The 14,834-nt window shown below is 34.6% G+C and carries 19 protein-coding genes; 18 read left to right on the top strand and 1 reads right to left on the bottom strand.

Annotated elements, in window-relative coordinates; all coding sequences use genetic code 11:
- Nucleotides 1–16 precede the first annotated feature (16 nt).
- Entirely contained in the window at nt 17–1,087 is a 1,071-nt protein-coding gene (gene prfA, locus GOQ27_RS07695) for a peptide chain release factor 1 (protein ID WP_203366266.1), read from the top strand.
- A 35-nt stretch (nt 1,088–1,122) separates the two neighbouring features.
- Nucleotides 1,123–2,298: a cation:proton antiporter gene (locus tag GOQ27_RS07690; RefSeq protein ID WP_203366265.1), complete on the top strand. Its 1,176-nt coding sequence runs from the start codon at nt 1,123–1,125 to the stop codon at nt 2,296–2,298.
- Between the two features lie 37 nt (nt 2,299–2,335).
- On the opposite strand, the gene GOQ27_RS07685 is transcribed toward GOQ27_RS07690, so the two are convergent.
- Nucleotides 2,336–3,070: a ZIP family metal transporter gene (locus GOQ27_RS07685; protein WP_203366264.1), complete on the bottom strand. Its 735-nt coding sequence runs from the start codon at nt 3,068–3,070 to the stop codon at nt 2,336–2,338.
- Between the two features lie 223 nt (nt 3,071–3,293).
- Here GOQ27_RS07685 and GOQ27_RS07680 point away from each other — a divergent pair, with 223 nt between their 5' ends.
- The 16 genes from GOQ27_RS07680 to atpA all read left to right on the top strand — a co-directional run bounded on the left by GOQ27_RS07680 (nt 3,294) and on the right by atpA (nt 14,828).
- Nucleotides 3,294–4,337, top strand: a complete 1,044-nt coding sequence (locus GOQ27_RS07680) for an L-threonylcarbamoyladenylate synthase (RefSeq protein ID WP_203366263.1) — start codon at nt 3,294–3,296, stop codon at nt 4,335–4,337.
- 11 nt (nt 4,338–4,348) lie between these two features.
- Nucleotides 4,349–5,044 (top strand): low molecular weight protein arginine phosphatase, encoded by a 696-nt coding sequence (locus GOQ27_RS07675; RefSeq protein WP_203366262.1) that lies wholly within the window; start codon nt 4,349–4,351, stop codon nt 5,042–5,044.
- 13 nt (nt 5,045–5,057) lie between these two features.
- Nucleotides 5,058–5,495 (top strand): ribose 5-phosphate isomerase B, encoded by a 438-nt coding sequence (gene rpiB / locus GOQ27_RS07670; RefSeq protein WP_203366261.1) that lies wholly within the window; start codon nt 5,058–5,060, stop codon nt 5,493–5,495.
- Between the two features lie 50 nt (nt 5,496–5,545).
- Nucleotides 5,546–6,175: a uracil phosphoribosyltransferase gene (gene upp, locus GOQ27_RS07665; protein WP_203366260.1), complete on the top strand. Its 630-nt coding sequence runs from the start codon at nt 5,546–5,548 to the stop codon at nt 6,173–6,175.
- A 103-nt stretch (nt 6,176–6,278) separates the two neighbouring features.
- Nucleotides 6,279–6,692 carry a deoxycytidylate deaminase gene (locus GOQ27_RS07660; protein WP_203366259.1) on the top strand — a complete coding sequence of 138 codons (414 nt, stop codon included), beginning with the start codon at nt 6,279–6,281 and terminating at the stop codon, nt 6,690–6,692.
- 291 nt (nt 6,693–6,983) lie between these two features.
- Nucleotides 6,984–7,640, top strand: coding sequence for a CoA transferase subunit A (locus GOQ27_RS07655; protein WP_203366258.1), 657 nt, complete (start codon nt 6,984–6,986; stop codon nt 7,638–7,640).
- On the top strand, nt 7,640–8,299 hold the full coding sequence (locus GOQ27_RS07650) for a 3-oxoacid CoA-transferase subunit B (RefSeq protein ID WP_203366257.1): 660 nt from the start codon (nt 7,640–7,642) through the stop codon (nt 8,297–8,299). The genes GOQ27_RS07655 and GOQ27_RS07650 overlap by 1 nt, the downstream gene beginning before the upstream one ends.
- 30 nt (nt 8,300–8,329) lie before the next feature.
- Nucleotides 8,330–9,676, top strand: coding sequence for a short-chain fatty acid transporter (locus GOQ27_RS07645; protein WP_203366256.1), 1,347 nt, complete (start codon nt 8,330–8,332; stop codon nt 9,674–9,676).
- 203 nt (nt 9,677–9,879) lie between these two features.
- Nucleotides 9,880–10,107: an AtpZ/AtpI family protein gene (locus tag GOQ27_RS07640; protein WP_203366255.1), complete on the top strand. Its 228-nt coding sequence runs from the start codon at nt 9,880–9,882 to the stop codon at nt 10,105–10,107.
- On the top strand, nt 10,088–10,516 hold the full coding sequence (locus tag GOQ27_RS07635; protein ID WP_203366254.1) for an ATP synthase subunit I: 429 nt from the start codon (nt 10,088–10,090) through the stop codon (nt 10,514–10,516). Before GOQ27_RS07640 ends, GOQ27_RS07635 begins: the two co-directional genes overlap by 20 nt.
- A gap of 34 nt (nt 10,517–10,550) precedes the next feature.
- Nucleotides 10,551–11,222, top strand: a complete 672-nt coding sequence (atpB, locus tag GOQ27_RS07630) for a F0F1 ATP synthase subunit A (protein WP_252187778.1) — start codon at nt 10,551–10,553, stop codon at nt 11,220–11,222.
- Between the two features lie 55 nt (nt 11,223–11,277).
- Nucleotides 11,278–11,829, top strand: a complete 552-nt coding sequence (atpE, locus tag GOQ27_RS07625) for an ATP synthase F0 subunit C (protein WP_203366253.1) — start codon at nt 11,278–11,280, stop codon at nt 11,827–11,829.
- A gap of 69 nt (nt 11,830–11,898) precedes the next feature.
- Nucleotides 11,899–12,168: an ATP synthase F0 subunit C gene (atpE, locus tag GOQ27_RS07620; protein ID WP_203366252.1), complete on the top strand. Its 270-nt coding sequence runs from the start codon at nt 11,899–11,901 to the stop codon at nt 12,166–12,168.
- A gap of 82 nt (nt 12,169–12,250) precedes the next feature.
- Complete coding sequence (locus GOQ27_RS07615) at nt 12,251–12,763, top strand: F0F1 ATP synthase subunit B (RefSeq protein WP_203366251.1); 513 nt, start codon at nt 12,251–12,253, stop codon at nt 12,761–12,763.
- A complete protein-coding gene (locus tag GOQ27_RS07610; RefSeq protein WP_203366250.1) occupies nt 12,751–13,317 on the top strand; it encodes a F0F1 ATP synthase subunit delta in 567 nt (188 codons plus the stop codon). Before GOQ27_RS07615 ends, GOQ27_RS07610 begins: the two co-directional genes overlap by 13 nt.
- Nucleotides 13,314–14,828: a F0F1 ATP synthase subunit alpha gene (atpA, locus tag GOQ27_RS07605; RefSeq protein WP_203366249.1), complete on the top strand. Its 1,515-nt coding sequence runs from the start codon at nt 13,314–13,316 to the stop codon at nt 14,826–14,828. Before GOQ27_RS07610 ends, atpA begins: the two co-directional genes overlap by 4 nt.
- Nucleotides 14,829–14,834 lie beyond the last annotated feature (6 nt).

Below are 14,834 nucleotides of genomic sequence, written 5' to 3'. Positions count from 1 at the left end.
TATAGGAGTGAAAATTATGTTGGAAAAATTAGATTTTCTTGAGGAAAAGTACAAAGATTTAAATAACAAAATCAGTGATCCTGAGATAATCAATAATATAAACGAGTGGAAAAAGTATGTAAAAGAGCATGCTGAAATAGAACTGATAGTAAATAAATACAGAGAATACAAGGAAGTATCAGAGCAAATACAAGAATCAAAAGAAATGTTAAACGACAAGTTAGAAGATGACTTTAAAGAAATGGTTAAACAGGAATTAAGTGAGCTTACAAATAGAGAAGAAGAATTAAGAGAAGAGATAAAATTCCTATTAATACCTAAAGATCCTAATGATGAAAAGAATGTTATCGTAGAGGTCCGTGCAGGAGCTGGTGGAGATGAAGCAGGAATATTTGCTGGAGATCTATTTAGAATGTATTCAAGATATGCAGAGAGACAACGTTGGAAGGTAGATATCATGAGTACAAGTACTCAAGGTGTAGGTGGATTTAAAGAGATTGTCTTCATGATTAAAGGTAATGGAGCTTATTCAAAGCTTAAATATGAAAGTGGAGTTCATAGAGTACAAAGAATTCCTGCCACAGAATCCGGAGGTCGTATCCATACTTCTACAGCTACTGTAGCCGTACTTCCAGAGGTTGATGATGTGGAAGTAGAAATAAATATGAATGATGTTCGTGTAGATGTATATCGTTCTTCTGGTAATGGAGGACAGAGTGTTAATACTACTGACTCTGCTGTTAGACTTACTCATACTCCAACAGGAATAGTAGTTGCAATGCAGGATGAAAAGTCTCAGCTTAAAAATAAAGAAAAAGCCTTTAAGGTTCTTAAAGCAAGATTATATGAGCAACAATTATCAGAGCAAAATGCTGAGATTGCTGAAGCTAGAAAATCTCAAGTAGGAACTGGAGATAGAAGTGAAAGAATAAGAACATACAACTATCCCCAAGGAAGAATTACAGATCATAGAATAAATCTAACCGTATATAAACTTGATAGTTTCCTAGATGGAGATATTGAGGAAATGGTAGATGCGTTAGTAACTAGTGATCAAACAGAAAAACTTAAAACAATTGAGAATTAATATCTTCATAGTAATGTCACTGGGGAGGATAAGATATGGAAAGTAGTTTAATGTTTCTAAAAGATTTAGCCCTACTACTTTTATTTGCCAATATAGGAGGATATATTAGTGGTAAATTAAATCAGCCAGAGGTATTAGGACAAATAGTTTTTGGATTGATACTAGGACCTTCCGTGTTTAACTTTATTCACGGTACTGAATTTATAAGTCATATAGCTGAGATGGGTGTTATACTTTTGATGTTTATTGCTGGGCTTGAAACAGACCTAGAGGATTTGAAATCCTCTAGTAAATCCTCAACTTCAATAGCTATAGGTGGAGTTATAGGACCCTTAGTATTAGGTATAGGGGCAGTCCTATTGATGAAAGGCCAGGCTAGCTTGAATGAGGCGATATTTGTAGGTGTAATTCTTACAGCCACAAGTGTTAGTATCACGGTGGAATCCCTTAGAGAATTAGGCAAACTAAGGACCCGCCAAGGAATAGGAGTATTAGGAGCAGCAATTATTGATGATGTAGTGGGGATAATACTATTAACAGTAGTAATAGGTATGGTAGACCCTACACAAAGTAGTAATTTAGCAATTGTATTAGGAAAAATAGCAACATTTTTTATTATATCCCTTATAATAGGGATACTTTTTTCTAAGACTCTAACTAAATTTTCTGACAAAATAAGTAGGGATAATAAACTCCTTACATTAGCTTTAATATTTTGTTTTGCATTAGCATTTATTGCAGAAGAGTTAGGGGTAGCAGCAATTATCGGTGCATACTTTACAGGAGTAATATTTTCATCTACTCCCCACAGAAATAGAGTTTCCCATGAAACTCAGAGGGTAGCCTATGCACTATTTACTCCAATATTTTTTATGAATATTGGACTTAGTGTTAACATAGAGAATATTGGTGGAAGTATATTACTCAGTGTAGTGATAATTACTGCTGCAGTTCTAGGAAAGCTTATCGGATGCTTCTTAGGAGCAAAAGGATCTAAATTCAACAATTTAGAATCCTTACAAATAAGTATAGGTATGATACCTAGAGCCGAAGTAGCTTTAATCGTTACAAATCTAGGGTTAAATATAGGGGTAATAGGTCAGGATATATTCACATCAATAATATTATTGGTATTAGTGTCTACAATCCTTACACCTATATTACTTAAAAAGTCCTATTCATATTCTTCAAATCAAATATTAGAGTCTTGAGATTATAATCTCAAGACTCTTTTTTACTACATATCTTCTACATACCTTCAACAATTAAAAGACCAATAATAAAACCTACCAACAAACCCACAGTTGATATCCTTCCTCTGTGGATAGTTTTAGAATTTGGAATAAGTTCTCCACAGGTTATATATAACATAGTGCCGGCAGCTATGGCTAAACATAATCCAATAAACATATTTGATATACTACCTAAAATTGCCCCCAAAAAAGCTCCAATACCAGTGGGAACTCCGGCGAGCAAGGTAAGGATAAATACCTTTAACTTTCCAAAGCCACTCATTCTTAAAGGGGTAGCCATAGCTATGCCTTCAGGGAGATTATGCAAAGCGATAACTATGGCTACCTTTATACCCATTTCAGAAGTAAACATAAATCCTGAGCCTACCGCTAAACCTTCAGGAAGATTGTGAAGGGCAATACCAAATCCCATTAATAATCCTGCCCTTAGAAATCCTTCTCGAAGGTTTTTATGTTTTCTATCATGTCTATCAAATATATCTTCAATAAAAAGAACTAGCAATATGCCGATAATAATTCCAACGACCACCATACCTAGCCCAGCTAATTCAATAGCCTCAGGCAGTAAATCAAAAGTAATAATAGAGAGCATAAGTCCAGCCGTAAGACCTAAGAGAATACTTAAAAATCTATTATTTGGTTTTACAAGAAATACAGCTAATAATCCCCCTAGCCCAGTCCCTATTATCCCTACCATAAAACCTATAACTGTAGTAGAATACAACTCCATAGCGTCACCTCAATATAATGAAATACAATCTTATATAATTCTATTCTTAAGGAAAGTACTATATGTTACATATCCATACAATATCTTATAAGACTTAAGTTAAGTAGAGAATTTCAAGAATAACAAAAACTTAATTTTACCAATGTCGCATACATCCTTTAATATGGGATAAAAATAATATATAATATGTGAAGAGCAAAAATAGCCAATGAGAAGGGATATTATGAATAAAGAAACTTTAATAATACAATCAGAGGATAAAGAGGGACTTAAAAAAGCAGCTGAAATTCTTAAAAAAGGAGGATTAGTTGCTATACCTACCGAGACAGTATATGGATTAGGAGCTAATGCTCTAGATGAAGATGCTGCTAAAAATATTTTCAAAGCAAAGGGTAGACCTCAAGATAATCCACTAATAGTACATATATCTGATATTGACCAACTAAAGGATTTAGTATCAGAAATTCCTGAAGGCGCCTATGTTTTAATGGAAAAATTTTGGCCAGGACCCCTAACTCTAATAATGAAAAAGAGTGATAAAATATCGGATGTAATAACTGCTGGATTAGATACTGTGGCAATAAGGATGCCTAGTCATCCAGTTGCAAGAGAAATTATAGAATTAGCTAATTTACCCATAGCGGCCCCCAGTGCTAATATATCAGGACGACCCAGTCCTACCGATGCAAGCCATGTTATTGAAGATTTAGTAGGTAGAGTAGATGCCATAGTAGATGGTGGTAGAACAGGAGTAGGAGTAGAATCTACTGTAGTAGATATATCCTCAGGGATTCCTACGATCCTTAGGCCGGGGGGAATAACCGAAGAGGATTTATTGGTGGTTTTTCCAAGGGTAGATATAGACCCAGCCTTGAAGGGAGAAGATGAAAACTTAACGCCTAAATCTCCTGGACAAAAATATAAGCATTATTCACCTAATGCAAAAATTAAAATAATAAAAGGTGAATTATTTAGTATGATTAATCGGATAAATCATCTGTATAGAGAATATACTAACCAAGGGTTAAAGGTTGGTATATTAGCTACAGAACAGAGTAGATGGAGCTATAGCTGTGATAATTTAATAGTGGTAGGAGATAGAGGTAGACCTGAAACTATTGCTACAAACCTATTTGATTCCCTAAGGGAATTTGATAAAATGAAAGTAGATATGATCCTTGCTGAAGGAATAGAAGAGATTGGAATAGGCAAAGCAATCATGAATAGAATGGAAAAAGCAGCAGGGTTCGATGTAGAAAATCTATAGGGAGTGATTCTATGATGAATATCCTTTTCGTATGCACTGGAAATACTTGCAGGAGCAGTATGGCAGAAGCAATGTTAAGAGATATGATAGAAAATGAAAAAGAGATACACCTAAATATCTACTCTAGAGGAGTATCAGCTATCGATGGACACAAAGCTTCTAAACAAGCAATTAGAGTAATGAAAGATGATGGCATAGATATATCTCGCCATAGGTCAAGATTACTTACTAAAAAAGATATTGAAAATGCTGATTTAGTCCTTACTATGACTACTAATCATAAAGGTATGGTGCTAAATCTATATCCAGATGCAAAGGATAAATTATATACACTTAAAGAATTTGCTCATAAAGATGTAAATGTGGATGATATATTGGATGAAATAAATAGTTTATATATTAAGATTAATGAAAAAAGAGAATACCTTATGGAGAATAGAAAAGGTGAAATACAAAAATTACGAAAAAGAAGAAGAGAAATATTAAAAGAGTTAGAAGAAATAGATGAAGAACTAGAAAATTGGGAACAGGATATTGAAGGAGAATTAGAAGAAGATAAGGCGAAGATAATAAGACTTCAGAAAAAGATTCCTTCATTAGATATAAAGGACCCTTTCGGACAGCCTACAGAAGTATATAGAGATAGTGCTGATGAAATAAAAGAGGCATTAAAGAGAGTAGTAGAGGGACTAAAGGAAGATAAATAAGGAGGTATTTAGTATGAAAATAGCAATAGGAAGTGACCATGGAGGATTTGAATTAAAAGAGGAGTTAAAAAAACATTTAGAGGATAGAGGAATAGAGTGCAAAGACTTCGGTACCTATTCAGAGGATTCGGTGGATTATCCTGATTTTGGTAAGAAGGTATCAGAAGCAGTAGCCAATGGAGAATTAGATAAAGGGATAGTAGTATGTGGTACTGGGATAGGTATTTCAATAGCATGTAATAAAGTAAAGGGTATAAGATGTGCTCTATGCTCAGATACATACTCTGCTAAAATGGCAAGTATGCACAATAATGCCAATGTAATTGCCCTAGGAGGAAGAGTGATAGGGAAAGATTTGGCAAAAGAAATAGTGGATTCTTATCTGAATGCCGAATTTGAAGGCGGTAGACACGAAAGAAGAGTAAATAAAATTATGGATATTGAAAAGTAATATGTTATAATGTATAAGATTGTACAAAACCTTTGGAGAGGAGATGTGTCATGGGCGAATTATATGTAATGGATCATCCATTAATAAAACACAAGCTTACTTATATTAGAGATAAAAGAACTGGGTCAAAAGAGTTCAGAGAATTAGTAAAAGAAGTAGCTATGTTAATGGGCTATGAAGTAACAAGGAATCTTGAATTAAGAGACAAGGAAATAGAAACCCCGGTATCTAAAACAACATCACAAGTTATAGCAGGAAAGAAATTAGGTATAGTACCTATACTAAGAGCAGGATTAGGAATGGTAGAGGGGATGCTAAGTTTACTACCAGCTGCAAAAGTAGGTCATGTAGGACTATATAGAGATCCTGAAACTTTAGAGCCAATAGAGTATTACTGTAAATTACCTTCAGATGTTGAGGAAAGGGAGTTCATCGTAACAGACCCTATGCTTGCAACAGGAGGATCAGCAAATGCTGCAATAACATCTCTTAAAAATAGAGGAGCAACAAATATTAGATTAATGTGTCTTATAGCAGCACCAGAAGGAGTAAAAGCAGTACAAGAAGCTCACCCTGATGTAGATATATACTTAGCAGGTCTTGATGAGAAATTAAATGACCATGCTTATATCGTACCAGGCCTTGGAGATGCTGGAGATAGACTATTCGGAACTAAATAAATTGTAGTGAGACAGGGGACGGTTCTTCTGTCTCGCTTTTTATAGTTTTCGACAAAGATATTTATAACTTTGAGACACCATTGTCTCAAAATGGAGGGATAATATGCGAAAAGATTGGGATACATATTTTATGGATATTGCTTTTCAAGTGGCAGAGCGAAGTACCTGTCCTCGACTTCATGTAGGGGCAGTTATTGTGAATGATAAAAGAATAAAGGGTACAGGATACAACGGTAGTCCTGCTAAATTACCTCATTGTGAAGATGAAGGTTGTTACATGCATGACAGCCATTGTAAAAGAACAATTCATGCTGAGATGAATTGTTTACTTGAGACTACTCCGAATGAGAGAAAAGATGCTACCATCTATGTAACTCATCAGCCCTGTCCTGAATGTCAGAAATTGATAATAACCTCAGGAATAACCAGGGTTGTATATTCTAAAGCATATCAACCGGAGATAAATTGGTTTGATCATGCTCCTCATATAGAAGTAGTTCATTTAGATCAGTATTAATAAAACACAAAATAGACCTTTGGGTCTATTTTTACTTTAGAAAGTGAGACGGGAGAACCGTCCTCTTGTCTCATTTTGCGTATAATCATGCAATGATTATTATATTTATACTTACATCAGGAAAGTTTAATATACCTTAACCTCTAGTGAAAATGTTTTCCTAGGGAAGTTATTTCAAAAATTTTATAAAGAATAAATATGAAAATATCTCTAGCATGATAGAAAATAACGTTTTTTTGTGTTAAAATAGTTTTTGGTGAAAGGCGAAAGTCTAATACGGAGGTGTATTTAATGAACAAATTAATCTCTATTGAAGAAGCTGTGAATCATATCGAAGATGGTATGACTGTTATGATTGGAGGATTTTTAGCTGTAGGAGCTCCAATTAGGCTTATTGATGCTTTAGTAGAAAAAGGAGTAAAGGATTTAACTTTAGTAGTTAATGATACTGCTTTTATAGATACTGGAGTTGGTAAGCTTATAGTAAACAAGCAGGTTAAAAAAGTAATAGCTTCCCACATAGGAACAAACAAAGAAACAGGACGTCAAATGAATGAGGGAGAAATAGAAGTTGAATTAGTACCTCAGGGAACATTGACAGAAAGAATGAGAGCAGCAGGATTCGGTCTTGGCGGAATCCTTACACCAACAGGAGTAAATACAATGGTAGAAGAAGGTAAAAAGAAAATCGAAGTTGAAGGTAAAGAGTATCTTCTTGAATTACCTCTTAAGGCAGATGTAGCTTTAATAAAGGGAGCCAAAGTAGATAAAAAGGGTAATATCCTATACAATAAAACAGCTCAGAATTTCAATCCTACCATGGCAACAGCTGCTGGTACAGTAATAGTAGAAGCTGATGAAGTAGTTGAAATTGGTGAAATAGATCCAAATGTAGTTATGACACCAAACATCTTTGTTACATACATAGTTGATGGAGGTGCTAAGTAATGGATAAGAATAAAGTAAAAGAGATCATTGCAAAAAGGGTTGCTCAAGAAATGAAGGACGGGGACGTAATAAACCTAGGGATAGGTCTTCCAACTTTAGTAGCTAATTATATCTCTGATGATATAGATGTAATTCTACAATCTGAGAATGGATTTGTAGGTATAGGACCTTCTCCAAAGGAAGGAGAAGAGGACTTAGATTTAACTAATGCTGGAGGACAATTGGTTACAATTAAAAAAGGTGGAGCATTCTTTGATAGTGCTACATCCTTTGGAATAATTAGAGGTGGCCATGTAAATGCCACAGTCCTAGGAGCATTACAAGTAGATAGCAAGGGTAATTTAGCTAACTGGATGATTCCAGGAAAAATGGTTCCCGGTATGGGAGGAGCTATGGACCTAGTAGTAGGAGCTAAGAAGGTTATAGTTGCTATGACTCACACAGCTAAAGGAAGTCCAAAAATACTTAAAGAATGTAATCTTCCACTAACAGCTGCCGGACAAGTAGACTTAATAGTTACTGAAATGGGAGTTATGGAAGTTACAGACAAAGGACTACTTCTAAAAGAGTTAGGACCAGGAGTTACAATTGAAGATATCAAGGCTGCTACAGAAGCAGAATTAATAATATCTGAAGATTTAAAAGAAATGGAAATATAGTCTGGGGAAAGTTAATAAGGAGGGGACACCATGTTTAAGAAGTTTACAAAGGCATGTGTTGCATTAGTTCAAAAATATCTTCCTGACCCATTCCTTTTTGCTGCACTACTAACTTTAGTAGTATTTGTATTAGGAATATTTGCTACAGGTCAAGGGCCATTAGATATGATTCTACACTGGAGTGGAGGATTCTGGAGTCTATTAGCATTCTCCATGCAAATGGCATTAGTATTAGTAACAGGACATACATTAGCAAATGCACCAATAATTAAAAGAGGCTTAAGAAAACTAGCATCGATACCAAAGACTCCTTTACAAGCAATAGTTGCAGTTACTTTTGTTGCAACATTAGCATCATGGCTTAACTGGGGATTTGGATTAGTTATAGGAGCACTATATGCAAGGGAATTAGCAAGACAGATTAAGAAAGTAGACTATAGATTACTTATAGCATCAGCTTATTCAGGATTTGTAGTATGGCACTCTGGTATATCTGGATCAATTCCTCTAAAACTTGCTACAGCAGGAGAGGGATTAGCAGAGGCTACAGGTGGAATAGTTACTAGCCCAATAGCAACAAGTGAGACTATATTTGCACCATATAACTTAATAATATTTGGAGTAATATTAGTTACACTTCCTTTAATAAATAGAGCAATGCATCCAAGAGAAGAAGATGTTATTGCAGTTGATCCTGAAATATTAGTGGATGAAGATTTAAATGTAGTGATAGAAAATCCAACATTTGCTGATAAAGTTGAAAGGAGTCCAATATTATCAATATTAATTGGTGGTATGGGGCTAATATACATAATCTACTACTTTGCAACAAGTGGATTTAATTTAAATCTTGATATAGTTAACTTTACATTTTTATTCTTAGGAATAATCTTCCACGGAACGCCAAGAAGATTCTTAGATGCTATCACTGTAGCAGCAAGAGGAACAGCAGGAATAATCCTTCAGTTTCCATTCTATGCTGGTATAATGGGTATGATGACAGGAGCAAGTGCTACTGGAACATCCCTTGCAGTTTTAATATCTAATGGATTTGTAAATATATCTACAGCAACAACATTCCCATTTTTCACTTTCTTAAGTGCAGGAGTAGTAAACTTCTTCGTGCCTTCTGGGGGAGGACAATGGGCTGTGCAGGCTCCTATAATGATGCCAGCAGCACCAGAACTTGGAGTATCAGCAGCTAAGACTGGTATGGCTATAGCATGGGGAGACGCATGGACAAATCTTATACAACCTTTCTGGGCATTACCAGCCTTAGGTATAGCTGGTCTTGGAGCTAGAGATATCATGGGATATTGTATAGTAGACTTACTTTATACTGGAGTAATAATATCATTAGGACTTATGTTCCTATAAAAAAATATAAAAAGCAGAGGGTATCCCTCTGCTTTTGCATAATTATAATTTTGTATATTTATTAACACTATAAACAAAAGTGACACGAATGTTTATAAAAAAACAATTCTTGAGAATAAACATACTATGGATTATAATGAATATATATGATTTTGACTAAATTTTCTAAATAATAGGAAATCACCACAAAGTGGAGTGATACAATGAGTCCTGATGAAAACAGAGGAAAAACATTAAAATATCTCGTCTTGATATCTCAAATAGGTATCTCTATGACTGTCCCTATAGTAGCTGGAATATTCTTAGGAAAGATTTTAGATGATAAATTAGGCACAAATGTATTATTTCTTGCTATTTTTTCAATAATAGGAATAGTAGTAGCCTTTATGAATCTATTTAAGATGGTCACACATGATTTTAATAGGAAGTGATGAATTGAGTTTAGTACAAAATACTGGGTATAAAATTATGAAAAGAGTTGCTATACTTACCGCTATAATTTCAGTAATAATTTTAATTGTTGTTCCTGATCCTAAACCCTATGTATTGGGTCTTATATTCGGGGCAATAATAAATTTATTGAATTTTAGATTAATGTCTATCACATTAAATAAATCTGTAAATATGTCCCAAGGAAAAATTATGCCCTATATTGTAGCAAACTATGTGGCAAGATATTTGATATATGGTGTAGTGCTTACAGTAGCGGCATTCGCTAATTACCTTAATTTTCTAACGGTGATCTTAGGTATTTTTATGGTGAAACTCACCATTATTTCTGATGCCTTTTATGAATCAATTAAAAAAGGTAAAAATAAAGAAGTTAGTAAAAAAAATTAAATATATATAGCGTAAAAGAAAGGAGGTCAATAGCTTGAATATTGAAATGACACTCACTTTATTTGGTAATGAGATTTTTATTCCCTCAACCATAATAAATTCATGGATTATAGTTATTTTGCTCTCTATATTTGCTATAGTAGTAAACAGAAAGCTTAAGAAAGTAAATGCTGCTGAGAAGCCTTCAGGTTTAATCAATGTAATTGAAATGTCAGTTGAAGGAGTACAGTCACTAGTTAAAAGTACTATGGGAGATAAGAACTTGGGATTTGTTCCCTACATAGGTACATTAGCTATTTATCTTGCAGTGGCAAATCTTTTTGGTTTGCTTGGGTTTAAACCACCCACTTCAGACTACAACGTACCATTAGCATTAGCACTTATTACATTCTTTATGACTCAATACTATGGTATAAAGTCAAAGGGATTAGGAGGATATACTAAAAGTTTCTTTGAACCAATTCCTTTCTTAGCTCCATTAAATGTAATAGGTGAGTTGGCAAACCCAGTATCACTATCCTTCCGTTTATTCGGTAACATACTTAGTGGAGTAATAATTATGGGACTGTTATACGGTGCATTAGGATGGATAGCACCAATAGTTACCCCAGCATTGCATGTTTACTTTGATTTATTTGCAGGTCTTATTCAAACATTTATATTTATTATGCTTACGATGGTTTTCGTATCAATGGCTATGGAATAAACCATGTAGGATATTAGAATAAGTATAGTAAATATGAGGAAGGAGGAAACAGAGTTTGGGAGGAACAGGAAATTTTATATTAGATTTTATAAATTGGCTATTAACTTTTGAAACAAAGGACTTAATACTAGCAGGTTCGGCTATAGGTATAGGAGCTGCAATGATAGCTGGTATAGGCCCTGGGATAGGCCAAGGATATGCAGCCGGTAAGGCAGCAGAAGCAGTAGGAAAGACCCCCGAAAACAGTAGACAGATAACCTTCGTTATGCTTTTAGGAGCAGCAGTAGCTGAAACCTCTGGTATATTAGCATTGGTTATAGCGTTGATATTATTATTCTCAAATCCATTAATAACAGTTACAGGAGTAGGACTTATAATATCAGCATCAGCAATAGGTGCAGGACTTTCAATGATAGGTGGAATTGGGCCTGCTATAGGACAGGGGTATGCAGCTGGAAAGGCAACAGAAGCTGTTGGAAAAAGACCCAATTATCAATCAACTATTGTTAGAACAATGATCCTGGGGCAAGCAGTAGCACAGACTACAGGGATATATTCCTTGATAATTGCTATAATATTAATGTTTGCAAACCCATTTTTAACATAGTTTAAAAGTAATATTTATTTATAATTAATATATTAAAATTTTAACGTAAAAAAGAGGAGGAATTTTATAATGGATCCACAAACAGCTATTACAGGAAGAGAATTAATATTAGCAGCATCAGCAATAGGTGCAGGACTTGCAATGATAGCAGGTATCGGTCCTGGTATTGGACAGGGATATGCAGCAGGTAAAGCAGCAGAGGCAGTTGGTAGACAGCCAGAGGCACAAGGTGATGTAATAAGAACAATGATTTTAGGTCAGGCAGTTGCAGAGACTACAGGTATCTATGGTCTAGTTATTGCAATTATCTTATTATTTGTTCAACCACTACTTGGCTAATAAATTTTAAAGAGAGGTGGGAATGCCCATCTCTCTTAAATTTGACTTCTAGGTAGGATTAAAGAGAGGAGGCATAAAATCAATGCAATTTGATGTAAGGGTTTTACCAGAATGGCCTTCGGTCATTTTACAATTGTTAGCTACCCTAGTAATTTTCCTTGTGTTAAAACATTTTTTATTTGAACCTGTTATAAAGATTTTAAATGAAAGAAAAGAAAAAATAGCAGATGATTTAAGTAAAGCTGAGGAAGATAAAAAAGATGCAGTAGCTTTAAAGCAAGAATATCAGAATAAAATAGATGAAGCTAAAAAAGAGGGGCAAGAAATAATACAGGCGGCAAGAAAACGTGGAGAAGAAATAAGACAAAACATTATTGCCGAAGCTAAAAATGAATCTGAAAGCATAATTAAAAAAGCTAATACTGAAATAGAAAGACAAAAAGAAAAAGCTATGCATGAATTTAAGACAGAGGTTGTTACATTATCTATGATGGTGGCTTCTAAAGTTATAGATAAGAACCTAGATGAAAATGTTCATAATGAAATGATAAATGAGTTTATTAACGAGGTAGGGGAAAGTAAATGGCAGAGTTAATAGGCAAAAGATATGCTCAAGCGTTGTTTGAAGTAGGAGTTGAATTAGAAAAGCTAGAGGATTTCAGAGATGAAATTGTGTTTATAGCACAAGCTTTTAAAGAGGAGCCAAAACTATATACTATCATACAACATCCGAAAGTTAGTAAAACAGAAAAAAGAGATATAATAGACTCTATATTTAAAGACAGAGTTTCTGAAGAAATATCAAATCTATTATATATCCTTATTGATAAGGATAGAGAAAAAAGTCTTCAAGATATAAGCGATGAATATGTGAATCTATATAATGAGAAATTTAATATAGTAGATGCACAAGCTTACACAGCTGTAGAGATGAATGAAGATGCAAAGCTTAAATTACAAGAGAAGCTCTCTAAAAAGCTTGATAAGAAGGTTAATCTTGTAAACATAGTAGATAAGGACATAATTGGTGGAGTACTAGTAAAGATTAAAGATAAAGTAATCGATGAAAGTATTAGGAAACAGTTAGAGATGCTTGGAAAGAACCTTCAAAGTGTAAGAGTAACTAAGAAAGAGGTGAAGAACTCATGAACCTAAGACCAGAAGAGATAAGTTCAATTATAAAAGAGCAGATAAAAAGATATGAAAAAAGAATCCATGTAGAAGATATCGGTACTGTCCTGGAGGTTGGAGATGGTATCGCCAGAGTTCATGGACTAGAGAATTGCATGGCAGGAGAGCTTCTAGAGTTCCCTGGAGATGTATTTGGTATGGCCCTAAACTTAGAGGAAGACAATGTAGGTTGCGTTCTTCTAGGACCTGATGAGAATATCAAAGAGGGAGATACAGTTAAGAGAACAGAAAGAATAGTAGAGGTTCCTGTTGGTGACCAAATGGTAGGTAGAGTAGTAAATGCCCTAGGTCAAGCAATTGATGGAAAGGGACCTATAACATCAGATAAATATAGACCTATAGAGCAAAAGGCATCAGGAGTTATAACAAGAAAGTCAGTTTCTGTACCATTACAAACTGGTATAAAAGCAATAGACTCAATGATACCAATTGGTCGTGGACAAAGAGAGCTTATAATTGGAGATAGACAGACTGGTAAGACTGCTATCGGAATAGATACAATACTTAATCAAAAGGACCAAGATGTTATATGTATATATGTAGCAATAGGACAAAAGAAATCTACAGTTGCTGGAATAGTTGAAACTTTAGAGAAAAGAGGAGCTATGGATTATACAATCATAGTATCAGCAACAGCCAGTGAACTTGCACCATTACAATATATCGCACCATATGCAGGAGCAGCTATGGGTGAAGAATTTATGCAAAATGGTAAAGACGTCCTTATAATATATGATGATTTATCAAAACATGCGGTTGCTTACCGTACAATGAGTTTACTACTTAGAAGACCACCGGGAAGAGAAGCATATCCTGGAGACGTATTCTATCTACACTCAAGACTTCTTGAGAGAGCAGCAAGACTTAATGAAGAATATGGTGGAGGATCTATGACGGCCCTTCCAATAATAGAAACTCAAGCAGGAGATATCTCTGCATATATCCCAACAAATGTTATCTCAATAACAGATGGACAGATATTCCTTGAGTCAGATCTATTCTTCTCAGGACAACGTCCGGCGGTAAATGCTGGTCTTTCAGTATCCCGTGTTGGTGGAGATGCTCAGATAAAAGCAATGAAAAAGGTATCAGGAACACTTAAACTAGAGCTAGCTCAGTATAGAGAACTTCAATCCTTTGCTCAGTTCGGATCAGACTTAGATAAAGAGACTCAAGCAACCCTAGCTCAAGGGGAAAGAATCATGGAGATTCTAAAGCAGCCTCAATATCAACCAGTAAATGTAGAGCATCAGACAATGATCCTATATGCTGTAACTAAAAAATATCTAAAGGATATTCCTGTAGATAAAATTAAAGAATTCGAAACAGAGTTCTATAAATATATGGATAATAATCATCCAGAAGTAGGTAAATCTATATTAGAAAATGGAAACCTTGAAGAAAGTGCAGAAAAAGAACTTAAAGAAGCAATAGAAGAGTTTAAGAAAGACTTTAAGAAGACTATATAATATGTC

It is taken from the genome of Anaeromonas frigoriresistens (assembly GCF_016820655.1).
GTDB lineage: Bacteria > Bacillota > Clostridia > Tissierellales > SIT17 > Anaeromonas > Anaeromonas frigoriresistens.
Note: the sequence above shows the minus strand (reverse complement) of the source record. Positions and strands in the feature narration are given on the sequence as shown.

What these genes read in the sequence shown, in the direction of transcription:
- rpiB (WP_203366261.1), top strand. Translation starts at nt 5,058, where the DNA reads ATGAAAATAGCAATAGGAAGTGACCATGGAGGATTTGAATTAAAAGAG.
- GOQ27_RS07650 (WP_203366257.1), top strand. Translation starts at nt 7,640, where the DNA reads ATGGATAAGAATAAAGTAAAAGAGATCATTGCAAAAAGGGTTGCTCAA.
- GOQ27_RS07675 (WP_203366262.1), top strand. Translation starts at nt 4,349, where the DNA reads ATGATGAATATCCTTTTCGTATGCACTGGAAATACTTGCAGGAGCAGT.
- GOQ27_RS07645 (WP_203366256.1), top strand. Translation starts at nt 8,330, where the DNA reads ATGTTTAAGAAGTTTACAAAGGCATGTGTTGCATTAGTTCAAAAATAT.
- GOQ27_RS07640 (WP_203366255.1), top strand. Translation starts at nt 9,880, where the DNA reads ATGAGTCCTGATGAAAACAGAGGAAAAACATTAAAATATCTCGTCTTG.
- prfA (WP_203366266.1), top strand. Translation starts at nt 17, where the DNA reads ATGTTGGAAAAATTAGATTTTCTTGAGGAAAAGTACAAAGATTTAAAT.
- atpA (WP_203366249.1), top strand. Translation starts at nt 13,314, where the DNA reads ATGAACCTAAGACCAGAAGAGATAAGTTCAATTATAAAAGAGCAGATA.
- GOQ27_RS07635 (WP_203366254.1), top strand. Translation starts at nt 10,088, where the DNA reads ATGATTTTAATAGGAAGTGATGAATTGAGTTTAGTACAAAATACTGGG.
- upp (WP_203366260.1), top strand. Translation starts at nt 5,546, where the DNA reads ATGGGCGAATTATATGTAATGGATCATCCATTAATAAAACACAAGCTT.
- GOQ27_RS07655 (WP_203366258.1), top strand. Translation starts at nt 6,984, where the DNA reads ATGAACAAATTAATCTCTATTGAAGAAGCTGTGAATCATATCGAAGAT.
- atpE (WP_203366252.1), top strand. Translation starts at nt 11,899, where the DNA reads ATGGATCCACAAACAGCTATTACAGGAAGAGAATTAATATTAGCAGCA.
- GOQ27_RS07660 (WP_203366259.1), top strand. Translation starts at nt 6,279, where the DNA reads ATGCGAAAAGATTGGGATACATATTTTATGGATATTGCTTTTCAAGTG.
- GOQ27_RS07680 (WP_203366263.1), top strand. Translation starts at nt 3,294, where the DNA reads ATGAATAAAGAAACTTTAATAATACAATCAGAGGATAAAGAGGGACTT.
- GOQ27_RS07690 (WP_203366265.1), top strand. Translation starts at nt 1,123, where the DNA reads ATGGAAAGTAGTTTAATGTTTCTAAAAGATTTAGCCCTACTACTTTTA.
- GOQ27_RS07685 (WP_203366264.1), bottom strand. Translation starts at nt 3,070, where the DNA reads ATGGAGTTGTATTCTACTACAGTTATAGGTTTTATGGTAGGGATAATA.
- GOQ27_RS07615 (WP_203366251.1), top strand. Translation starts at nt 12,251, where the DNA reads ATGCAATTTGATGTAAGGGTTTTACCAGAATGGCCTTCGGTCATTTTA.
- GOQ27_RS07610 (WP_203366250.1), top strand. Translation starts at nt 12,751, where the DNA reads ATGGCAGAGTTAATAGGCAAAAGATATGCTCAAGCGTTGTTTGAAGTA.